The sequence below is a fragment of the Hoeflea ulvae genome, from assembly GCF_026619435.1.
Lineage (GTDB): Bacteria > Pseudomonadota > Alphaproteobacteria > Rhizobiales > Rhizobiaceae > Hoeflea > Hoeflea ulvae.
Genome location: NZ_JAOVZQ010000001.1, coordinates 2,277,496 through 2,298,525 on the forward strand (window position 1 = coordinate 2,277,496; position 21,030 = coordinate 2,298,525).

Sequence of the window (21,030 nt, forward strand, 5' to 3'; positions counted from 1 at the left end):
TGCCTGCCGGATGCGGCAAAAACGAGGCGTTGGCCCGATGGTAACCGCCAGCCGGCCTGCCTGCGTCAGAAACGCGGTTTCAGCAGGCTGACCTCGTTACCGGAGTTGGCGCCAAGTGCGCCAAGGGTCCGGAAACTCAGCCGCGCTCCCACTGACCAGTCTCGGGCGTTCACGTCGTAGTCATCGCGGGTATGCACGTAGGCCATTGAAAACGCAAAACATTCGTCTTCATACAGAAGTCCGAAGGTGCGCTTGTTGAATTTTTCATCGACCAGATCATAGCTTGCCGAAGCTGCGGCGCTCCAGAAATCATTGATCTTGATCTCTGCGGAGCCAGTCACTTCACGGCGGTCGTCTTCCGCAAATGTGTTCGGCCGGGGCGCCTTGATCTCGCTGTATGTCAACGAGGTGGAGAACGAACCCTTGCTGAATCCGGCCCGCACGTCGGTACGTTCGGGGCGGAAATCGTCCTTGTCGAAGCGGGCGGAGACGGCAAGCGACATGCCCTCATAGGCAATACCGCTCATGCCGACATAATCCGACACATCCTCTTCGAGCCCGGAATTCCGCGTCGCCTGTGAAAGATCCGGTGCGGCAAAGGAGTTGAGCCCGGCCAGGTGATAGGACTGACCAAAGGCTGCCTGGGTGGTAAAGCCATTGTCGAAAGTGCCGGTGTAGCGCAGTCCGACATTGGCGCGAATGCCGCCTTCGGTGCGGTCGAAGCCGGAAAACTTGTCACGCTCGAACAGCGAGGTGGTGTCAAAGACGAAGCTCTGCGAATCCTCATTGGGAATGCCGCCCGCAAGCTGCTCGTCGGGCCGGACGAAAACCTGGCCGATCGGTTCGAACACATGGTTTGAACTCGCTGTGGTGACCAGAACCGGGTAGCTGGCTTCGAGCCCCGCCGTCACCATGCCCCGTGCATGCGAGCCGTTGCCGGCAAACACACCGTCATAATCGGCCGGCGCCGTGTCGACATTGACCGAGTTCAAGTCGCCGCGTGCAGCCAGGATCGGCGTAAGCCGCAATCCGTTGCCAACGGTTTCGGTCCTTCTCCATTCCAGTTCGGCGCTGAGCCGCGCATTGTCGCCGGCAAAGCCCTTGTAGCGGTCGGCATACACCGGATCGACCGAAGCAAAACCCGTCCTCGTCGTGATTTCGTCGGTCTTGCGCGATACCGAATAGCCATTGATGTTCAGGGCCAGTTCGCCGCCGGCGACGGGATCGGAAAATGTGCGCTTGTAGTCGAGCGACGGATGGACCACAGCCTGCTGGTCCTCGTTCAGGTCGGTCGGAGTCCCATCCTGAATGTCGAACCGGTAGGTGCGAAGGTCAAAATGGCTGCGGTTCGACAGGCCGGTGAGGTAGACTTCCGACTTGACCGTGTTGGCGCTGTATCCGGCAATGCCATAGGTCTCGGAAAAATCATTGTCGGACTGGATCATGCCGTTCCAGCCGAAGACCCAGCGCGGATTGATCCGGAACTCACCTGTTGACGCGAACATGCCGCGTTCCTGCACAAGCGCATCCGTGGTCGTGGCGCTGAACACACCAGGTTCGCTTTGCGAAATGCCGGCAACTTGCAGCTTGATTTCGCCATCGGCAAAATTGCGCCGGAATTCGGCCTGTCCGAGAAAGCCCTGTTTGCTGTAGTAGGTGGTGCTGATCGTCGCTTCCATATAGGGCGAAATCGCGACATAGAACGGCACGGTCACGCCGTTTCCGAGATTGTCGGCACTGATGTAGCTCGGGGCGAGAAAGCCGGTCTTGCGCTTGGCCGAACTGTCGGGAACCTCGAGATAGGGGAGGTAGGCAATCGGCATGCCGAACAGCTCAAACGTCGCGTGCCGCAACTGGATGGTCTTGGTCTCGCCGTTCTGGATGATGCGCTTGGCCTTGACCTGCCAGAACGGAGCCCGTTCCGGGTTCTTCTCGCACGCCTCGCAAGCGGTATAGACGCCATTGTTGAACGTCGTCTGCGTGCTGCTGCTGCGCTCGGCGCTTTCGGCGGCGATCCGGGTGTTGTCGGTGGTTTCGATTCGCAGCGCGTTGAGGAAACCGTCGGCGAAATCGTCGGTGACGTCGAGGTCGTCGGCATAGATCCGGTTGCCGGTCGGCTCGACCATTTCGACCGATCCCAGCGCCCGCATGCGGCCGGATGCCTGGTCGTATTCGACCCGGTCAGCCACCAGCTTGTAGTTGCCATAGTCGATCTGCACGGCACCGGTCGCAACCACCACGCCGGTGTCCTGATTATAGGTCAGCTCGTCGGCTGCCAGCAGCATTTTTGCATCATCAGCCACGCTGACGGCATCCGGGGTCGCGATCTGTGCCGTGGCCTCGGGGGTAGCGAATGCAAAAATTGCGCAAACAGCCGCGCCAGCGCACAAGACGCTCGCGAACGCATTAACTCTAGACCGGCGCATGCTCGCCACTATCCGTCCTCCTTGTGGAGAAGCACTGTTGTCCCCAATGCCGATGCCACCAGAACCGGAAGCCACGCCGCCACTACAGGCAAAATGGTCCCGGCATTTGCAAATGCCTGGATCAGCTCGGAAACGACATAAAGCACGAAGCCTGCCAGTATTCCACCCAGAATGACCGTTAAAGACTGACCGAACCGCACAAATTTGAGCGACACCATCGCCGCAATCAGCGTCATCGCCGCCAGAAGCGCGGGGAGAGCCAGCAAACGGTGGAATTGCATCTCGTAGCTGGTGGCGGGAAGCCCGAAAGACTGGGCCGTGGCAATTTTCCCACGCAACTCGAAAAACGGCACGGTGTCCGGCGAAGTCAGGGATTCGCCAACAAATTCGGCCTTGAGGCTGGTCGGCACAGTCGCGGTTTCAAGCAGTTCCGCAGGCTGCGATCCGCGGATTCTCTTCACATCCGTCAACACCCAGACACCATCTCCCAGCTCCGCCTGCTTGGCCTCCAGACGTTCCCTGATTCGCTGATCCTCGTCGAACAGGAAGAAGCTCGCGTCAGACAGCTTGGTGCCGCCGTCGGAGGTGGCGCGCGCGCCCAGCACGGTGTCGCCCTGTTCGGTTCGCTGCCGCAGCCACGGCGAATTGGCCGTCGGACTGCTCGAGCCGAGATTGCGCTCGACAACGATCGTTTCGGCCACCTGCAGCGCCTTGGCCGCCAATGTGTTCAAGGCGGTGATCGACAGCGCACCGATGAGCAGGTTGGCCGCAATCAGCGGGGCAAGAAACTGCCAGGCTGAAACACCCGCGGCCCGGGTCACCACCAGCTCATATTTGCGGTTGAGCTGCAGCAGCGTGGCGATCGAGGCGATCAGCACGACAAAGGGGATCACCGCCTGCAGCACGGTCGGCACCCTGAGCGCTGAAATGGTCAGGCCGAGGAGCACGGTGTAATCGGCCGCGCCCGACAGCCGCCGGCCTGATTCGTTGAAGTCCACCAGCAGGATCACGAACAGAATCGCCAGGCAGTAGCTCATGAAGGTGGCGATGTAGCGCCGGAAGAAATAGCGCGACAATGTCGAGGTCAGGAAACTCATGCCGACCCGCTCCCGCCAGCCGACGTTGCCGGGTCCTTCCAGCGCTCGATCCGGTTCCGGGCATATTCGATCAGGCGGTCATTCAGCCGCGCCCAGGCCCTCGGGATGGTCAATGTCCGGCCGGTCAGGGCCAGGAAGCCGAAAATGCCGATGATCGCCGCCGGGACTGCATAGGACAGGGTTTCCATGAAGACGCTGCCGCCGGCCGCTTCGCCGCTGTAAAAGCCAAATCCGCGCGCGCCCAGCGTGATGCCTGCGACGATGGCGCCGTTCTGAAACTGCTCATGCCGGTTCGACCGGGCCTTGCCCAGGAATGTGAAGGCGACCAGGCCGAAGGCCAGCGGGTACATCCAGGTCGAGAAGCGCTGCACCAGCTCCTGCTTGATGGTGAAGTTCGCATTGACGAGATAATAATCGTCTGCCGCGGGGTCGAGCAGGTAGGGGGTGGTTTGCTCCTTGGGCCTGCGTGCGGAAGCCTGACCCGCAGGAACGAAGGCTGCCATGTCGAGCGCATAGGAGGTGAAGGTGACGATGGAGATCTGGTCATTGGTCAGGTTGTGCTGCTGCAATTCGCCATCGACCAGATAGAGAATATTGGTTTCGCCGACAGCCCTGACGACGCCGCTGCGCGCGTAATAGATGGTCTCGTTGCCTTCGGTGCGGGAGTCGGCGAGGAAAATGCCCCCCAGTTCGCCGCCGGGCAGCTTCTCGTTGACCTGGACGTAAAGCCCGTCCTCGAGCCGCATGAAGGTGCCCGAGCGCACGGCAACGGAGAACAGGTCCGACTGGGCCTGCGCCAGCACATCATAGAGCTTGCTGTTGGACCAGGGCTCGACGAAATTGCTCACCAGCAGCACCATCAGTGACACCACGGTGGACAGAACCAGCACCGGCTTGAGCACGGTGGCGGGCGGAACGCCCGCTGCCTCGATCACCACGAGTTCGCTGTCGGAGTTCATCACCGACAACACCTGTCCGACGCCGATCAGCAAGGCGAACGGAGCCACGATCGACAGCACCGAGGGAATGAGCGTGGCCGCCAGCAGCAGGAATGCGCTCAGCGCCTGGCCGGTCGTGGTCAGCACATCGACGCGGATGAGCACCTGCGTGGTCATCACCAACAGCGTCACCGCCGTCAAAGACCAGAAAGTCAGCAAGCTCATTCGGCGCAGGATGTATCGTTCGATCTGCTTCATTGCGCCTTTCCGGGGCAAACGGCGGGCTTGCGCCATGATTCGCGCGGCGCTTGGGATTGCGGATTGATCATCCAGACCATGCACCAGCCTTATCAAACTCCAAATTGGATAATGTGTGGCAAACAAACACGGTTAACAGTTTCTTGCAGGCCGCCATGGCAAATGCAATATCATGAGAATGCCTTGATCTGGTCGCAACCCTTGCCTTATGGCCTGAAACCGCGAAGATCGCCGCCAACGCCAATCACGCAAATTCCACGGGAGCCGTCATGTCGATGAGCATTGAAATCAGTTTTTCCAAAACAGCAAAAATTTCGGGAGGACTGGTTGTCGCCATGGGCTCTTTGGACTCGCCCGTATCCGAGGCGGCACGGACTGCCGATCCTTCCGGCCAACTCGACAAGGCGGTCAAGGTCGCGGGCTTCACCGGCAAGTCCTTTGCAACTGTCGATGTCATCGCCCCGGTCGATGCGGCAGCCGACCGCATCGCGCTTGTCGGCACCGGTGACCCGGCCAAGCTCACCGCCCATGACTGGATGCGCGTCGGCGGCAAGATCTGCAAGCTGATCGGCAAGGCCTCCAAGGTGACGGTGCTGCTGGGCGAGGCGGGTGCGCCTTCCACGGATGCCGCCGCCGACATGGCGTTGGGTCTGCTGATGCGGTCCTATGATTTCGATATCTACAAGACCAGGAAGAAGGACGATGACGAAACCGGCGCGCAGAATGTCAGCGTGGTGTTCCAGCATGCTGATGCCGGCGACTGCAAGAAGCTCTTTGCCGCGCGCCAGGCGATCTCCGACGGCGTTACCCTGGCCCGCAACCTGGTCAACGAACCGGCCAATGTGCTGGGACCGGTCGAATTCGCAGCCCGCGCCAAGGAGCTCGAGGCGCTCGGGGTCGAGGTCGAGATCCTCACCGAAAAGGAAATGAAGAAGCTCAAGATGGAGGCCCTGCTCGGGGTTTCGCTGGGATCGGTGCGTCCGCCGCGCATGGCGATCATGAGCTGGATGGGCGGCAAGGCCAAGGACAAGCCGGTGGCCTTCGTCGGCAAGGGCGTGGTGTTCGACACCGGCGGCATTTCGATCAAGCCGGCGGCCGGCATGGAGGACATGAAGGGCGACATGGGTGGAGCCGCCGCCGTCACCGGTCTGATGCACACGCTCGCCGCCCGCAAGGCCAAGGTCAATGTCATCGGCATCATCGGCCTGGTCGAGAACATGCCCGATGGCGCCGCCCAGCGTCCCGGCGATATCGTCCGCTCCATGTCCGGCCAGACCATCGAGATCATCAACACCGATGCCGAAGGCCGGCTGGTGCTGTGCGATGCGCTGACCTATTGCCAGGAGCGGTTCAAGCCGTCGATCATGATCAATTTGGCCACGCTGACCGGCGCTGTCATGGTGGCGCTGGGCCAACATCACGCCGGACTGTTCTCCAACGACGACAAGCTGTCGGAAGCGCTGAGCAAGGCCGGCGAAACCACCCAGGAGCGGGTCTGGCGTCTGCCGCTCGGGCAGGATTACGACAAGATGATCGATTCCAAATTTGCCGACATGAAGAACACCGGCGGCCGCTATGCCGGCTCGATCACTGCGGCGCAGTTCCTGGCGCGCTTCGTCAAGGACACGCCCTGGGCGCATCTTGATATCGCCGGCACGGCCATGGGTTCGCCCGCCACCGACATCAACCAGTCCTGGGCATCGGGCTTCGGCGTGCGGCTTCTCGACGAGTTGGTGCGCGCCAATTACGAAAGCTAGGGTCAGCACGCGTGGCCGAGGTCCTGTTTTATCATCTGACTGAATCCCGGCTCGAGGATGCGCTGCCGCCGCTTCTCGAGAAGAGCCTGGAGCGCGGTTGGCGCGTGTCGGTGCATCTGGGCAGTGAAGAGCGGCGCGCTGCCCTTGATGCCCATTTGTGGACCTTTCGCGAGGACAGCTTCCTGCCGCATGGCGGGGAGGAGGGCGAGCATGCCGCACGCCAGCCGGTGCTTCTGACCCTGGCTGCCGAGGCCGCCAATGCCGCGACCGTCCGCTTTGTCGCCGATGGCGCCGGGGTTCCGGCGCTCGACGGGGTCGAAAGGCTGGTTATGATGTTTGACGGCCATGACCAGGCGCAGCTCGACACCGCCCGGGCGCAGTGGAAAAGCCTCAAGGCCGATGGCCACGCCTTGACCTATTGGCAGCAGACCGCCGACCGGCGCTGGGAGAAAAAGCGTAGCGCCGATTACTCGTTTGAGCCGGGCGAAACCCGATGTTGTCTCAATCCTGGGCTTTGAACCGCGCAGTCAGATCCGCGATCATGGTCCGGTAGGGTGCTGGTCCGGCCGAAATCCGCGCGACGCCGAGCTTGCCGAGATCGCCGCGCGACGGGGTGTTTCCCGGACGCAGGATATTGACCGGCAGCGTCACGTTCTTGCAGATCCGGGCAATCAGCTCGGGATCCGCAAGGCCGGGCACAAAGAAACCGCTGGCGCCGGTAGCAGCATAACGGCCGGCCCGTTCGATTGCCGGTTCGATGAGATCGCCGTGACGCGAGGCGTCCTTTTCCTTGAGGAACAGGTCGGTGCGGGCATTGATGAACAGCGGAACCTCGGCCTGGTCTGCGGCGTCCCGGACGGCTGCGATGCGGCCAGCCTGTTCTGCCGGTTCATACAATCCCTCCTCGCCGACGATCTGGTCCTCGAAATTCACGCCGATTGCACCGGTCATCAGAAGCTGGCGGACATTTTCGGCCAGTTGCCGCGGCGCACGCGCATATCCGCCTTCGAAATCGACGGAGACCGGAAGATCCGTGCTGTGCACGATCCGCTCCACCACATCGAGCAGCAGTTGCAGCGGCATCTTTTCACCGTCGCTGTAGCCCTGTGCGGCGGCGACCGACCAGCTGCCCGTGGCAATCGCCGATGCGCCGGCATCATTGACCGCCTTGGCGCTGCCGGCGTCCCAGATATTGAAAAGAACCAGCGGATCGCCTGACACGTGAAGGGCGGCAAACTGGGTGGCTTTGTCGGATTGGGTCATGCGTGGTCTCCCCCGGTTTTCAGGCATATTGCCGTTCGATTTCGATGAGTTTCTGCTTGCGCCACAGCCCGCCGCCATAGCCGGTCAGCGAGCCGTCGGCGCCGAGCACCCGGTGGCAGGGCACCAGCAGCGCGATCTGGTTGGCGCCATTGGCCCGCGCCACTGCCCTAACCGCCGCGGGGCGGCCGATCTCATTGGCGATTGCGGAATAGCTTCTGGTCTCGCCGGCCGGAATCTGCACCAGCGCATGCCACACCGATTTGGTGAAATCGCTGCCGTGAAATGCCATGGGCACCTTGAACTGCGCAGCGCGGCCCGAGAAATAGGCCTCGAGTTCGCGCTCGAGACCATCCATCGGCGCTTGCCGGCCAATTCCGATGCGGCCCTTGAAGGCCTGGTGCAGGCGCCGCAATTCCGCCGGCAGCGCCTTGCGGTCGGCAAATTCGAGAAGATGCAGATGGGTCCTGTCGCACAGCGCGATCATCGCCCCGAGCGGCGTGTCGATATAGTCGGCCTTGATCAGCCCGTCGGCGGCAAAACTGCCCGGCGCCAGGCCCATCAGCCGGGAGAATGCGGTGCGGAAGGCGCTTGGCGATCCAAAGCCTGCGTCCAGCTGCGCCTCGATCACCTTGTGGCCGGACGCCAGCGCAACATGGCCATCGCGCAGCCGCTCAAGCCGCGCCATTTCCAGAAACGTCATGCCAAAATGCCGGTTGAAAGCGCGGCGCACGGTGGAGGGATCAAGCCCCATCCGGGCGATATCAGGTTCGCGCCAGCGGTGCCCTTTGCGCGCGTTCAGTGCCGCCAGAAGGGCCTTGATCGCCGGTTCGGCTTCGGCGGCGGGCGCCAAGGGATGGCAGCGCTTGCAGGCCCGGAATCCGGCCTGAAGGCACTCTCCGACGCTGGTGTAGAAGGTGCAGTTTTCAGGCTTGGGCTTGCGCGCCGGGCAGGTCAGGCGGCAAAACACCCCGGTCGAAGAGACACCGACATAGGCGCGGCCATCGTAATCGGGATCACGATTGACGAGCGCGTCATACAGCGTGGCGGGGCCGGGGAGATCAAACAACATGGCCCAGACTAGCGCCGCAGCCGCGTCTCGTCAGCCTGAATTCGGGCGTCTATTCAAAACGGACCGCCAAACGCGAAACTTGGTCACCGGCAGGCGGAATCAGTTTGCCAAGCCTTGCCGCCAAGGATTCGGGATCGTTGATGTTTTACTGATGCCGCAACGCCTCGATCGGGTCCATACGGGCTGCGCGGCGGGCCGGAAAATAGCCGAACACGATTCCCACCTGCGCCGAGAACACGAAAGCAGCCAGCACGATGCCGGGACTGGGTGCAAACGGGATCGCCAGTAGCCGGGCGCCGAGCAATCCCAGCCCCAGCCCGAGCAGGATGCCGATCAATCCGCCGATCAGCGACAGCACGATGGCCTCAATCAGGAACTGCAGAAGGATCTGGCCTTCGGTGGCGCCGACCGCCAGCCGGATGCCGATCTCGCGGGTGCGCTCGGTGACGGAGACCAGCATGATGTTCATGATGCCGATGCCGCCGACCAGCAGGCTGACGGCAGCCACGGCCGAGAGCAGGCCGGTGAGCACGCTGGTGATGCCGGTCAGCATCGAGGTGATCTGTTTCATGTCGAAGACATTGAAATCATCTTCCTCGAACGGGCCGATCCGCCGCCGCTCGCGCATCAGGCTTTCGATATCGGCCTTGGCCTTTTCGGTGGAAATGCCGCTTCTGACCGAGGCATAGATCATCGACACATCCTGGTTGCCGGCAATGCGGCGCTGGAACGCCCGGATCGGGATCAGCACGATGTCATCCTGATCGGTGCCAAAGCTGGACGCGCCCTTGACCTCCAGCGTGCCGATGATCCGGCAGGAGATCTGTTTGAGCCGGATATTGGCGCCGAGCGGATCGCCATTGCCGAACAGTTTCTGGCGCACGGTATCGCCGAGGATGCAGGCCGAAGAGCCGGTGCGCAATTCGCTGTCGTAAAACGACCGGCCGCTGGCAAGTCCCCAGTCGCGGGCGGTGAGAAAGCGGTTGTCGGTGCCTGTGACCGTGGTCGAATAGTTCACATTGCCGAAAATCGCAGTCATCGAGCGTGAATTGCTCGGCGTCGCCACCGCAACGCTGGCGATCTGTTGTTCTATGGCTTCGACATCCTTCAGCGTCAGGCTCGCCGCGGTACCGCCGACGCCCGATCCGGGCCCTTGCGAGGGCTGGCCGGGACGGACCATCAGCAAATTGGTGCCGAGCGTCGAGACATCGGCTTCGACCTGGTCGGTGGAGCCCTGGCCGACGGTGACCATGGCAATGACGGCGGCGACGCCGATGACGATGCCCAGAACCGTCAGGAAGGAGCGGAAGGCATTGCGCAGGATTGCCTGCAAAGCCAGCCGGATGGCTTCATACAGCATCGGTCACCGCCCTGTCTTTGCGCGCATCGGTTTCAATGCGTCCGTCAAGGAAATGGATGATCCGTTCGGCATAGTCGGCCATGTCCGGCTCATGTGTGACCATCAGGATGGTGATGCCGTCGGTCCGGTTGAGGTCGGTCAGCAGGTCCATGATCTCGTGGCTGCGCGAGGTGTCCAGATTGCCTGTCGGCTCATCGGCCAGGACCACGTCCGGATTGGTGACGATGGCGCGCGCGATCGCCACACGCTGCTGCTGGCCGCCGGAAAGCTGCGAGGGCGTATGGTCCTCGCGGCCCTTCAGGCCGACCTTGGCCAGCGCCTCGCGCGCCAGCCGCCGCCGCTTGGCGCCGGGCATGCCCTGATAGATCAGCGGCAGCTCGACATTGTCCAGCGCCGAGGTGCGGGCCAGCAGATTGTAGCCCTGAAAGACGAAGCCGAGAAAATTGCGCCGCAGCAGCGCCAGCTGGTTGCGTCCCAGATGATCGACCTCGGCGCCGCCGAAGCGGTAGCTGCCGCCGGTCGGCTTGTCCAGGAATCCCAGAATGTTCATGGCGGTGGATTTGCCCGAGCCGCTCGGTCCCATGATGGCGACGAATTCGCCGCCATGGATTTCGAGATCGATGCCCTGAAGCGCGCGGACTTCGGCGTCGCCCGATCCGTAGATCTTGGTGATGCCCTGAAGCTGGATCAGCGGCGTGCCGATAGGCGCCGGTGCAGGGCCCGGGGCAGGCGAGGTCGGGTCGACGCTCATTCGGAGGTCAGATCGGTAATCACCAGATCGCCCTCAGCCACATCGCCCTCGCGGATTTCGGTTTTCGTCCCGTCGCTTTCTCCGGCCAGGATGTCGACGCCCTCGGCCTGTCCGTCGCGCAGGATCCAGATGGTGCGGCGCCCGTCTGCGCTGGTCTTTGCCGCCGAGGACGGCGCGCGGGTCGGCGCGTTCTTGAACAGCATGCCCAGCAGGCCGCTGCCGCTGCTCTGGTCTTCCGGCTCGACCGGGGGCGCAAACCGTAGCGCGGCGTTCGGGATCGCCAATGTGCCGGTGATCTCCGCCACCTTGATGTCGGCCGTCGCCGTCATGCCGGGGCGCAGCAGCAGGTCCGAATTGTCGATCGACAGGATCGCCTCATAGGTGACCACGCCATCGACGGTCTTCGGCGCAAACCGCAATTCGGAAATGACGGCGGGAAAGGTCCGGCCCTGATAGGCTTCGACGGTGAACATCGCCTCGTTGCCGACCTTGACCTTGCCGATGTCGGCCTCGTCAATGTCGACGCGCAGCTCCATCTTCGTCAAGTCGGCGGCGAGCGTGAACAGCACCGGCGCCTGCAGCGATGACGCCACGATCTGCCCGACCTCGACATTGCGGTCCAGCACCACACCCTCGATCGACGAGCAGATGCAGGCCTTTGCCAGATCGGCTTCGTTGATCCTCAGATTGGCTTCGGAGACGCGGATATCGGCTTCCGCGCTCTTCAGCGCGGCTTGCGCGCGCTCATAGGCGGCCTTGGCCTTGAGCAGGCTTTCCAGCGAGGTGACCTGCCTTTGCTCAAGCAGCACTGCGCGGTCGTAATTGTCCTTGGTTTCATTCAGCGTTGCCCCGGCTTCGGCCAGACGCGCCTGGGTGGCGGTCAGGGACGCGCGGGAGAGCTCGACATTGGCTTCCAGCTTGTCGGTGTCGAGCCGGGCCAGGATCTGGCCCTTGGTCACCACATCGTTGAAATCGGCTTCCACCGACCTCACGGTGCCGGACAGCTCGCTCGATATCTCGACCTGGTTGGTGGGCTCGACGGTGCCGGTCGCGGTGACCTGGACGATGATGTCGGTCCGTTCGATGGCCTGGGTGGTGTAGACCGGCAGGTTCTGCCGCGAGGCCGCATTCCACCAGGACCACAGCCCTGCCGCCGCCACCAGCAGCACCACGGCCCAGATCAGCCTGCGCCGCAGAGGCGACCGGTTCTCGGCGGTTTTGACGATGGATTCGATTTCGGCTTTGGAAGGTGGCATCGGCAGGTCCCATGGTTTGGACCTTGCTAGCATGATCGCAGCGCCACAGGCTTGACATGTGTCAAGCGCTGCGGCCCGACACGATCAATTGACGGTCGCCATCACGGGCCGTACCTGACGACTTGCGACCGCGGCGCGACGCAGGCAGGCGCTCTCATGCCGCCGCTGCGGACTACAGCCTTGGCGGCAGGACTACTCTGCCGCCTCGGCTTCGTCGACCTGGCTGGTCATGGCCAGCCAGTCTTCTTCGGCCTTGGCCAGTTCCGCCGCTCGTTCGCCGCGCTGCTTGGTCTTCTGCGCGATCTTGTAGGGTGCGTCGGCAAACTGCGCCGGATTGGCAAGCTCGGCATCCAGCGACTGAATCTGTTTGCTAAGCCTTTCGACCAAGGCTTCGAAATCCTTGATCTTTTTCTTCATCGGCGCAAGGTCGGCGCGCTCCTGGGCTGCCTGTTTGCGCTTCTCGGCCTTGGAGCCGCCATCGCCGTCGCCGCTCTTCTTGCCCTTGCCAGACGAGCCCACCACTTCCTGGCGGTAATCCTCAAGGTCGCCGTCAAACGTGCTGACAGTGCCGTCCTTGACGATCCACAGCCGGTCGACGGTGGCCTCGATCAGATGCCTGTCATGGGAGATCAGGATCACGGCGCCGGGGAAATTGTTGAGCGCCCGGATCAGCGCCGCGCGGCTGTCGATGTCGAGGTGGTTGGTCGGCTCGTCCAGGATCATCAGGTTCGGTGCATGAAATGCCGACAGGCCCATCAGCAACCGGGCCTTTTCGCCGCCGGAGAGATCCTTGGCCGGGGTGTTCATCTTGTCCTGCTTCAGGCCCATCTGCGCCACCCGGGCGCGAACGCGGGCTTCCTGCGCATCCGGCATCAGCGCGCGCACATGGGCGACGGCGGATTCCTCGGGAATCAGGTCGTCCATCTGGTGCTGGGCAAAGAACCCGGTCTTGAGCTGCGGTGCGGTGCGGATCAGGCCTGCCTCGGCCTGCAGCCGTCCGGCGATGAACTTGGCGAAGGTCGACTTGCCGTTGCCGTTCGAGCCCAGAAGCGCGATGCGGTCATCGGCGTCGATGCGCAGGTCCAGCCGTGTCAGGATCGGCGAGCCGGGCGTGTAGCCGACAGAGCCGCCTTCAATGGCGATGATCGGCGAGGCGACGCCGCGGTCGGGCCGCGGAAACGAAAATCCGCTGACGTCGTTTTCGATCACCGCATCGACAGTGCCCATTTTCTCCAGCGCCTTGATGCGCGACTGCGCCTGGCGCGCCTTCGACGCCTTGGCGCGGAAACGCTCGACAAATTCTTCCATGTGCTTGCGCGCAGCCAGGCTCTTTTCGCGCGCTTTCATCTGGTGCTCGTCGCGCTCGGCCTTCTGCCGCTCGAACTGGTCGAAGCCGCCGCGATAGAAGGTCAGCTTCTTCTGGTCGAGATGGACAATGGCATTGGCCGCGGTGTTGAGCAGGTCGCGGTCATGGCTGATGATCAGCACGGTGTGCGGGTAGCGGCGGATATAGTCCTCCAGCCACAGCGTGCCTTCAAGGTCGAGATAGTTGGTCGGCTCATCGAGCAAAAGCAGGTCCGGTTCGGAAAACAGCACCGAGGCCAGCGCCACGCGCATCCGCCAGCCGCCGGAGAAACTCGAGGCCGGGCGTTGCTGGGCCTCGTGGTCGAAGCCGAGGCCGGCCAGGATCGAGGCGGCGCGGGCTTCCGCCGAATGGGCGTCGATGTCGACAAGCCGCATCTGGATTTCGGCGATGCGCAGCGGGTCGGTCGCGGTTTCCGCTTCCTTCATCAGCCCGGTGCGTTCGCGGTCGGCGCGCAGCACGATCTCGATCAGCGACGTCTCTTCGGACGGGGCTTCCTGCGCCACCTGTCCGATGCGGGTCTGTTTCGGGATCGAGGTGTGGCCGGTCTCGGAGGCCATCTCGCCGGTGATGATCTTGAACAGGGTCGACTTGCCGGCGCCATTGGGCCCGACCAGTCCGGCCTTGATGCCAGGCGGCAGCGCCAGCGAGGCATTGTCAATCAAAAGGCGCCCGGCAATGCGTGCGGAAAGATCTGTAATCGTAAGCATGGCGGCTTATTGGCCGCAACGGCGCCGATTTGCAAGGGCAGAACGGCGGTGCACCAAAACTTGTTCGCGATAGATGCGGTGATGTCACGCTTGCAAACGCAGCCGATCAGCGTGACCGGCGGGTGACCGTCCGGCGCAAGACAGGCAAGGGGACAGTGCTGAAGCGCGGATCAGTTCTTCTCCGTCAGGGTTCAGTCGAGCGTGATCATCGCCTTGATCAGCCCGTCCTTCTGGCTCGCCCAGCGGGGCAGGTCGGTGACCGCGCCGGCGAAATCGGTGCGGTGGGTGATGATCCGCTCAAGCGCAACATGCCCGGCCTTGTGGCCCGCAATGACGGTGCGGAAATCCTCCGAGGTGGCATTGCGGCTGCCGATCAGGCTCATTTCGCGCTTGTGGAATTCCGGATCGGAGAACGACACGGTCTCGTTGACGACGCTGACAAGGATATAGCGGCCGCCATGCGCCACCCGGGCAAAGCCTGACTGGATCGAGGCCAGATTGCCGGTGGCGTCAAACACCGCGTCAAAACCGTCCCCCTCCGTCAGCCGGCTGATCTCGGCGTCAGCCGTCGCACCGGCAAGGATCGGCTGGCAATCGCCGGCAATCGCGCAGGCCTCCTTCAGCCGGTCCGGGTCAAGATCGAGGATCGACACCTCGGCGCCGGCCAGCCGGGCGAAGATCGCCGCGCCCAGCCCGATCGGTCCGGCGCCGGTCACCAGCACCCGGTCGTCCGGGGCGATGCCGCTACGCCGCACCGCATGGGCGCCGATGGCCAGAAACTCGACCGTGGCGCAGGCATCGAGCGACAGGCCCTCGGCCGGCACCAGATTGCGTTCGGGAATGCAGATTTCCTCGCACATGCCGCCATCGCGGTGCACGCCGAGCACGGCAATGGCGGTGCAGCAATTGGGTTTGCCGCGCGTGCAGGCCCGGCAGGTGCCGCAGGCAATATAGGGATTGACGATGACATGGTCGCCGACCGCATAGGCGCTGTCCGGCCCGGTCTCCAAAATTTCCGCCGCCAGTTCATGCCCCATCACCCGGGGATAGTTCAGGAACGGATGCTTGCCTTCGAAAATATGGTAATCGGTGCCGCAAATGCCGATGCGGCGGATTTTGAGCCGCACGTCACCATCGCTGCGCACCGGCCGGGAAATCTGCCGGATCTCTAGGCTTCCGGGCTGGGTGCAGGCGACGCTGTTCATCAATGACATCTGTTTTGCTTTCAGGCTGGTTGGCTGGAAAGTGTGCGGATGCGTGGACTTTGATGAAATTGGCAATCGGAAGCAAGCCCGGCGATCATCCGACAGGGTGGTGACAAATCCGGTCTGATCGACCATGAGTGGCAGCACCAACAATTTGCGGAGCCTCCATGACCATCATCCTTCACGAGCTTGTCGGCGCTGATCCGGCGCGTCCCTTCAGCCCGCATTGCTGGAAAGCGGTGATGGCACTGGCCCACAAGGGTTTGCCGTTTGAACGCAGCAACGTCTGTTTCACCAAGGTGCCCGAGGTCGAGGGCGGCGTGTCCAAAACCGTGCCGGTGATCCGCGATGGCGATCAGGTGGTGTCCGACAGTTTCATGATTGCCGCCTATCTCGAGGAAACCTATCCCGACAGGCCGTCACTGTTTGGCGGGGAGGGTGGCCAGGCCATGGCCCGCTTCGTTGAAAGCTGGACCAACACCGTGCTGCACGGCGTCATGCGCGACATTGCCATGAAAGGCATCCATGATGCGCTGGCACCCGTGGACCAGGCCTATTTCCGCTCGAGCCGCGAAGCGCGTGTGGGCAAGACCCTGGAGCAGATGGTTGAGGGGCGCGAGGCCGCACTGGCCGCGCTGCCCGGAACCCTCATGCCGGTGCGCGTGACGCTCAAATCCCAGCCGTGGATCGGCGGATCATCTCCGTTGTTTGCGGATTACATCGTCTTTGGCGCCCTGCAATGGGTGCGGCTGACCTCGAACGCCAGGCTGCTCGAGGCGGATGACCCGGTAAAGGACTGGTTCGAGCGCTGTCTTGATCTCTATGACGGATTGGGCCGCTCCGTCCCACAATCCGCCTGACACCGTCAGGCTGCCGGAACCAGCGAGGCGATGGCCGCGACGAACATCAGGATGCCGAAGGCCCAGTCGAGATGCCGCCGGTGCCAGCCGGAGCTGAGATAGTGGCAGCCTGACCAGCCGGCCATCGCCCAGAGTGCCAGTCCCAGTGGCGGTGACTACGGTCAATCCGACAAAGGCCGCTGCCAGCGTTACTGCGCCGCTGAGCGCCGAACCGGCCAGAAACACGGCGACGGCCCAGCTTTCAGGACTTTGCAGATATTGCTGCGGAAACGGTGACAGCTTGGCAGTGGGCGAGGGCTCTCCCGGTGCGGGATCCGCAAGATAGCGGCTCAGCCCGGAAAGCGCCAGCAACAGCGATGCCAGCACCATGCTGATGCTGCCCATCCAGAACGGCGCCACAAGCAGGACGGCGAGCGCCAGCGCGAAAAGCAGCAGCCAGCCGCACAGGCTGGAAATGATGCAGTCGAGCACAGGCTTGAAGCAGCGACCGGCGCCGGCCGCCAGCATCGCGTTGTTTTGCGGCGCAAACCCCAAAACCGCGACGGCTACGACTCCCGAGGCTGTCACCGCGTCAGACATGGCTTCAGTCTACAACGGAACCGGGTGCAGGCCAAGAATTCCACGGCGCCTCGGACAGCCGGTTGCGGCGGCAAAGCCGGGCCGTGGATGCCGCGACCTGCGCATCGCCTCTTGCGGATGACAGGGCATGCGGCTATTTAGGCCGCAACCCGGGACCGAAACCCTTTCGGCCCGGCTTTTTGCACCCCATTTGGCCCGCTTGTCTGCGGGATACCGCTAAAGGAATGAGACCATGGCGATTGAACGCACATTTTCGATGATCAAGCCCGATGCCACCAAGCGCAACCTGACCGGCGCGATCACCAAGGTATTTGAAGACAACGGCCTGCGCGTCGTTGCCTCCAAGCGCGTCTGGATGAGCACCCGCGAAGCCGAAGGTTTCTACGCGGTCCACAAGGAACGCCCTTTCTTCGGCGAACTGGTTGAAGGCATGACTTCCGGCCCGACCGTTGTTCAGGTCCTCGAAGGCGAGAACGCCATCCTCAAGAACCGCGAAATCATGGGCGCCACCAACCCGGCCAATGCCGACGAGGGCACCATCCGCAAGACCTTCGCGCTGTCGATCGGTGAAAACTCGGTGCACGGCTCGGATGCGCCTGAAACCGCAGCTGAAGAAATTTCCTACTGGTTCTCCGGCACCGAAATCGTCGGCTGAATCTGAACCAGCTATTTGAATGCGAAACGGCTCCTTCGGGAGCCGTTTCTGTTTGTACTTTCGCCGCAGTGCCGGTTGTTCACTGCCGCGCAAAATGAACCGCAACTTCGTCGATGATCATGGCGTGAAGCGCGCGCCGTTCGGTGGCGCCATCGATGCAGATGAATGCGTCGTCAGGTTCCTCCTGCTTGAGGATTTCCAGGCCATTCGGCCGGCATTCACCCAGGAAGTCAAAATGCGCCAGATTGGCCGGCTCGAGATAGGTGACGCTGGGCTTGGGCAGGGCGGCGACCAGCGCCCGGGATTCGACATCGAGGTCGATGCCTGTTGCCTCAATGTCTCGCGGCGCGCCGAAGATCAGCATGGGTGTCTTGATGCGCCCGAGGCTCTCACTCGAAAAGGTCTGCGTTCCCCCGAGGTCGAAAACAGCAAACGCCTTGATGCGCGGATCGGACAGATCGGCGGACATGGTCGCGATGTCGTCCGGGGTTTGCGCAACATTCCAGTTGGCAAAAATGCCGCACACCAACTCACCGGGACGCCCATCGCAAAAATCGCCAAATGCCTTGGCGTCATAGCGACCGCCTGCCAGAGCCATGGCCGTAAACCCGCCCAGAGAATGCCCGGCCATGAAAATGCGGTCGGGTTGAATGTGTTCACTGAGGTCCGATGTTGCGAGCAGATGGTCAATCACCCGCGACACGTCTTTGGGCCGCTGCCACATCTGCCTTGCATCCTCGGCATCGCGGGCCCAGGTCGAGGTGCCGGGATGGTTGATGGCTGCGACGACATAGCCGCGTTGCGCCAGTGCCGATGCCAGCCAGGACTGGTTCATCGCGTTGCCGTACATTCCATGCGAGAGCACGACGAGGGGATGCTGCCCCGCGGCGGGTCGGGCATCCTTGATCGCCTTGATTCCGGCCCAGACCTGGTTTGAATGCTGTTCCGACAGTTCTTCGGTTTCGGTCGTGGGATACCAGACGAAACCCTCAAGATCGCGTTGACCGGCAGTGTCTGCGATCGTCAGATCGGCCAATCCGGTTTGATAGTTCTGCGCCTGTGCGCTACTAGCCATTGTCGCGACCACGATGGTTGCCATCTGTAGAAAACGTTTCATTGCCTGCTCCTTTTCGGGGTGATTGATGCCTCCGAAAGTCAGCAAAATCATCGCAGGTGCAATGGGATAGGGGGCCGCCGCATGTCCTTGATCACGTTCAAGGACAGCCCGGACAAAAAAGAGGACACAGAATGGAAGGTTCGTTGTTTGCATTGCCGCTTCCGATCTTTTCGGCGGTCCTGTGCGCTGTGATTGCCGTGCTGGCCCGGCGGCTGGATCTGGGCAATGACAAATCGGCAATCCTGTTTTCGGCTCTCTTCAGCCTGTTCACCCTGGAGGCCGGGCTCGTCGCAATTCGCTTTGGCTACGGGATCGACCATTTTGTCGGGCTACAGCGGGTGTTGCCGCTGTTCGTCGGCCCGCTGAGCTATCTGCCGTTCCTGGCGCTGATTGTTCCTGCAGAGCAGTTCAATGCCATGCTGCTTCGGCATCTGGGAAGCGTTGCCGCCATCACGCTCGGGCTTCAATTGCTGCCGCTGCGCGCCGGGATCGCGGATATGGTGATCGTCGGCAGCTATCTTTTCTATGCAGTCGCGCTGCTTTGGCGATGGCGCCAGGGCCCTGACCAGCTGATCCATGCCCGTTTAGGCGTGGCCCGCACCGTCACCCGCTGGATGCTTTGGGCGGCGGGCGTGTTGATCATCCTGCTGTTGCTCGAATCCGCGATCTCGCTGAGCTTTGCGATGCAGAAGGGCGGTCAGGTTGCCGCGATCATCTCCTATGGCACCCTCTTGATGATCCTGTTTCTCGTCGGTGTCCTGTTTGTGTTGCCGCGATTTCTGAAAAGCCGTCCGGTCGCATCGCGCACCCCGTCCAGCGGCAATGCGGAGGCTGCCAGGCTGGAAGCTGCAGCCCATGCGCTGTTGATGGAGACCAGGCTGTTTCTTGATCCGGATCTGTCAGTGCAGCGGTTGGCCAAACGCCTGCATGTCCCGGTCCGCAACCTGTCCCTCGCCATCAACGAGACAAAGGGGGTGAACGTGTCGCAATATGTCAACGATCTCAGGCTGTCGCACGCGGCAAATCTGCTGCGCAGCTGTGATGACAGCGTTGCCGCGGTTATGGTCGAATCCGGGTTTTTGACCCGGTCCAATTTCTACCGCGAGTTCCAGCGCGTCTATGGCCAGTCGCCTGCCGCCTACCGGCAGAGCAATCCGGCCCCCTGAGCGCCGGCAGCAACCGGATCAGGCTACAGGCAATTGCCAATCAACCGGTTCCATGCCGTTTTTCTCCAGAAAGGCATTGGCCTGGGAGAAATGCCGGCAGCCGAGGAACCCGGTATGGGCCGACAGCGGCGAGGGGTGCGGCGCCTTGAGCACCAGATGGCGGCTGCTGTCGACGAACTGGGCCTTTTTCTGCGCGTAGGAGCCCCAGAGCAGAAACACCACCGGATGCGGCAAGGCATTGACCTGGGCGATCACCGCATCGGTAAAGCGCTCCCAGCCGCGGCCGCGATGCGAGGCTGCCAGCCCGCGCTCGACGGTCAGCACGCTGTTGAGCAGCAGCACGCCCTGCCGGGCCCAGCTTTCCAGATAACCGTGCTGTGCCGGCGGGATGCCCAGATCGGTGGCGAGCTCCTTGTAGACATTCTTCAGCGACGGCGGGACACGCACATCGGGCCGGACGGAAAAACACAGGCCATGCGCCTGTCCGTCGCCGTGATAGGGGTCCTGGCCCAGAATGACGATCTTGACCTTGTCGAGCGGTGTCAGATCGAGGGCGGCAAAATATTCCGGTCCCTTTGGAAATATCTGTTTGCCGGCGTGGATTTCGGACGCCAGGAATGACTTGAGCTCAGTCATATAGGCTTGCGAAAATTCGTCCGACAGCGCCGCCTTCCAGCTCTCCTCCAGCTTGACGGTTCCGCCCATCACGATCTCCGCCAGCGCGCCTTGGCCGCATCGTCGGCATCCTTGGCCGAGACCCATTCGCCGGTGCCGCCACCGGCAAGATGTTCCTTCTTCCAGAACGGCGCATCGGTCTTGAGGTAGTCCATCAGGAACGCCGCGCCGTCAAAGGCTGCCTGGCGGTGCGGGGCGGCGGCGACCACGGCGACAATATTGCCGCCCGGCGCGATGGCGCCATGGCGGTGGATCGCGGTGATGCCGGTCAGCGAAAACCGCGTCACGGCCTGTTCGGCGATGGTTCGGATGGCGCGCTCGGCCATGCCTGGATAGTGCTCGAGCTCGAGGGCGGACAGCTTGCCGCCTTCGTCGCGGCACAGGCCGGTGAAGCTGACCACCGCGCCGATGTCGCCGCGGTCTTTGGTCAGCGCCGCAATCTCGTCGGCAATGGAAAAGTCGTCGGCCTGAATGCGCACGGTGACCGGCGCCGGGTGATCGGAGCTGGTGGCGCGCGCAGTCATC

The 21,030-nt window shown here is 62.6% G+C and carries 18 protein-coding genes; 5 read left to right on the top strand and 13 right to left on the bottom strand.

Features of this window, described 5'->3' with window-relative positions:
- Positions 1-65 precede the first annotated feature (65 nt).
- Genes OEG82_RS10740 through OEG82_RS10750 form a run of 3 tightly spaced genes read right to left on the bottom strand, consistent with a single transcriptional unit; the run spans position 66 to position 4,719 of the window.
- Positions 66-2,435: an LPS-assembly protein LptD gene (locus OEG82_RS10740; protein WP_425497580.1), complete on the bottom strand. Its 2,370-nt coding sequence runs from the start codon at positions 2,433-2,435 to the stop codon at positions 66-68.
- Positions 2,435-3,523, bottom strand: coding sequence for an LPS export ABC transporter permease LptG (gene lptG / locus OEG82_RS10745; protein WP_267612447.1), 1,089 nt, complete (start codon positions 3,521-3,523; stop codon positions 2,435-2,437). The genes OEG82_RS10740 and lptG overlap by 1 nt, the downstream gene beginning before the upstream one ends.
- Entirely contained in the window at positions 3,520-4,719 is a 1,200-nt protein-coding gene (locus OEG82_RS10750) for an LptF/LptG family permease (protein ID WP_267612448.1), read from the bottom strand. Before OEG82_RS10750 ends, lptG begins: the two co-directional genes overlap by 4 nt.
- 269 nt (positions 4,720-4,988) lie before the next feature.
- Between OEG82_RS10750 and OEG82_RS10755 the strand changes: the two genes are divergently transcribed.
- Both OEG82_RS10755 and OEG82_RS10760 read left to right on the top strand, forming a co-directional pair.
- Complete coding sequence (locus OEG82_RS10755) at positions 4,989-6,476, top strand: leucyl aminopeptidase (protein WP_267612449.1); 1,488 nt, start codon at positions 4,989-4,991, stop codon at positions 6,474-6,476.
- A gap of 11 nt (positions 6,477-6,487) precedes the next feature.
- Positions 6,488-6,994, top strand: coding sequence for a DNA polymerase III subunit chi (locus tag OEG82_RS10760; protein ID WP_267612450.1), 507 nt, complete (start codon positions 6,488-6,490; stop codon positions 6,992-6,994).
- Here OEG82_RS10760 and OEG82_RS10765 read toward each other — a convergent pair.
- From OEG82_RS10765 to OEG82_RS10795, 7 genes are all read right to left on the bottom strand, one after another.
- The gene (locus OEG82_RS10765) at positions 6,978-7,739 is read right to left on the bottom strand and encodes an isocitrate lyase/PEP mutase family protein (RefSeq protein WP_267612451.1); all 762 of its coding nucleotides are present in this window, start codon (positions 7,737-7,739) and stop codon (positions 6,978-6,980) included. The two genes, OEG82_RS10760 and OEG82_RS10765, sit on opposite strands and share 17 nt — an antisense overlap.
- Before the next feature lie 19 nt (positions 7,740-7,758).
- On the bottom strand, positions 7,759-8,808 hold the full coding sequence (locus tag OEG82_RS10770; RefSeq protein WP_267612452.1) for a bifunctional transcriptional activator/DNA repair enzyme AdaA: 1,050 nt from the start codon (positions 8,806-8,808) through the stop codon (positions 7,759-7,761).
- Between the two features lie 145 nt (positions 8,809-8,953).
- Positions 8,954-10,168, bottom strand: coding sequence for an ABC transporter permease (locus OEG82_RS10775; protein WP_267612453.1), 1,215 nt, complete (start codon positions 10,166-10,168; stop codon positions 8,954-8,956).
- Positions 10,158-10,919 (bottom strand): ABC transporter ATP-binding protein, encoded by a 762-nt coding sequence (locus OEG82_RS10780; protein WP_267612454.1) that lies wholly within the window; start codon positions 10,917-10,919, stop codon positions 10,158-10,160. Before OEG82_RS10780 ends, OEG82_RS10775 begins: the two co-directional genes overlap by 11 nt.
- Complete coding sequence (locus tag OEG82_RS10785) at positions 10,916-12,175, bottom strand: efflux RND transporter periplasmic adaptor subunit (protein ID WP_267612455.1); 1,260 nt, start codon at positions 12,173-12,175, stop codon at positions 10,916-10,918. The genes OEG82_RS10780 and OEG82_RS10785 overlap by 4 nt, the downstream gene beginning before the upstream one ends.
- A gap of 192 nt (positions 12,176-12,367) precedes the next feature.
- The gene (locus OEG82_RS10790) at positions 12,368-14,248 is read right to left on the bottom strand and encodes an ABC-F family ATP-binding cassette domain-containing protein (RefSeq protein WP_267612456.1); all 1,881 of its coding nucleotides are present in this window, start codon (positions 14,246-14,248) and stop codon (positions 12,368-12,370) included.
- 191 nt (positions 14,249-14,439) lie between these two features.
- A complete protein-coding gene (locus OEG82_RS10795) occupies positions 14,440-15,453 on the bottom strand; it encodes a zinc-binding alcohol dehydrogenase family protein (RefSeq protein ID WP_267614923.1) in 1,014 nt (337 codons plus the stop codon).
- 167 nt (positions 15,454-15,620) lie between these two features.
- Here OEG82_RS10795 and OEG82_RS10800 point away from each other — a divergent pair, with 167 nt between their 5' ends.
- Positions 15,621-16,313, top strand: coding sequence for a glutathione S-transferase family protein (locus tag OEG82_RS10800; RefSeq protein WP_267612457.1), 693 nt, complete (start codon positions 15,621-15,623; stop codon positions 16,311-16,313).
- 811 nt (positions 16,314-17,124) lie between these two features.
- Entirely contained in the window at positions 17,125-17,547 is a 423-nt protein-coding gene (ndk, locus tag OEG82_RS10805) for a nucleoside-diphosphate kinase (RefSeq protein WP_267612458.1), read from the top strand.
- Between the two features lie 79 nt (positions 17,548-17,626).
- On the opposite strand, the gene OEG82_RS10810 is transcribed toward ndk, so the two are convergent.
- Positions 17,627-18,664, bottom strand: coding sequence for an alpha/beta hydrolase family protein (locus OEG82_RS10810; protein WP_267612459.1), 1,038 nt, complete (start codon positions 18,662-18,664; stop codon positions 17,627-17,629).
- A gap of 131 nt (positions 18,665-18,795) precedes the next feature.
- Here OEG82_RS10810 and OEG82_RS10815 point away from each other — a divergent pair, with 131 nt between their 5' ends.
- Positions 18,796-19,830, top strand: a complete 1,035-nt coding sequence (locus OEG82_RS10815; protein WP_267612460.1) for a helix-turn-helix domain-containing protein — start codon at positions 18,796-18,798, stop codon at positions 19,828-19,830.
- Between the two features lie 18 nt (positions 19,831-19,848).
- Here OEG82_RS10815 and ung read toward each other — a convergent pair whose 3' ends face one another.
- Complete coding sequence (gene ung / locus OEG82_RS10820; protein WP_267612461.1) at positions 19,849-20,535, bottom strand: uracil-DNA glycosylase; 687 nt, start codon at positions 20,533-20,535, stop codon at positions 19,849-19,851.
- Positions 20,535-21,029 (bottom strand): molybdenum cofactor biosynthesis protein MoaE, encoded by a 495-nt coding sequence (locus OEG82_RS10825; RefSeq protein WP_267612462.1) that lies wholly within the window; start codon positions 21,027-21,029, stop codon positions 20,535-20,537. Before OEG82_RS10825 ends, ung begins: the two co-directional genes overlap by 1 nt.
- Between the last annotated feature and the right edge of the window lies 1 nt (position 21,030).

Excerpts from the sequence above, each read along its gene's own strand:
- lptG (WP_267612447.1), bottom strand. The coding sequence starts at position 3,523 with ATGAGTTTCCTGACCTCGACATTGTCGCGCTATTTCTTCCGGCGCTAC.
- OEG82_RS10750 (WP_267612448.1), bottom strand. The coding sequence starts at position 4,719 with ATGAAGCAGATCGAACGATACATCCTGCGCCGAATGAGCTTGCTGACT.
- OEG82_RS10755 (WP_267612449.1), top strand. The coding sequence starts at position 4,989 with ATGTCGATGAGCATTGAAATCAGTTTTTCCAAAACAGCAAAAATTTCG.
- OEG82_RS10765 (WP_267612451.1), bottom strand. The coding sequence starts at position 7,739 with ATGACCCAATCCGACAAAGCCACCCAGTTTGCCGCCCTTCACGTGTCA.
- OEG82_RS10770 (WP_267612452.1), bottom strand. The coding sequence starts at position 8,808 with ATGTTGTTTGATCTCCCCGGCCCCGCCACGCTGTATGACGCGCTCGTC.
- OEG82_RS10775 (WP_267612453.1), bottom strand. The coding sequence starts at position 10,168 with ATGCTGTATGAAGCCATCCGGCTGGCTTTGCAGGCAATCCTGCGCAAT.
- OEG82_RS10780 (WP_267612454.1), bottom strand. The coding sequence starts at position 10,919 with ATGAGCGTCGACCCGACCTCGCCTGCCCCGGGCCCTGCACCGGCGCCT.
- OEG82_RS10785 (WP_267612455.1), bottom strand. The coding sequence starts at position 12,175 with ATGCCACCTTCCAAAGCCGAAATCGAATCCATCGTCAAAACCGCCGAG.
- OEG82_RS10790 (WP_267612456.1), bottom strand. The coding sequence starts at position 14,248 with ATGCTTACGATTACAGATCTTTCCGCACGCATTGCCGGGCGCCTTTTG.
- OEG82_RS10795 (WP_267614923.1), bottom strand. The coding sequence starts at position 15,453 with ATGAACAGCGTCGCCTGCACCCAGCCCGGAAGCCTAGAGATCCGGCAG.
- OEG82_RS10800 (WP_267612457.1), top strand. The coding sequence starts at position 15,621 with ATGACCATCATCCTTCACGAGCTTGTCGGCGCTGATCCGGCGCGTCCC.
- ndk (WP_267612458.1), top strand. The coding sequence starts at position 17,125 with ATGGCGATTGAACGCACATTTTCGATGATCAAGCCCGATGCCACCAAG.
- OEG82_RS10810 (WP_267612459.1), bottom strand. The coding sequence starts at position 18,664 with ATGAAACGTTTTCTACAGATGGCAACCATCGTGGTCGCGACAATGGCT.
- OEG82_RS10815 (WP_267612460.1), top strand. The coding sequence starts at position 18,796 with ATGGAAGGTTCGTTGTTTGCATTGCCGCTTCCGATCTTTTCGGCGGTC.
- ung (WP_267612461.1), bottom strand. The coding sequence starts at position 20,535 with ATGGGCGGAACCGTCAAGCTGGAGGAGAGCTGGAAGGCGGCGCTGTCG.
- OEG82_RS10825 (WP_267612462.1), bottom strand. The coding sequence starts at position 21,029 with ATGACTGCGCGCGCCACCAGCTCCGATCACCCGGCGCCGGTCACCGTG.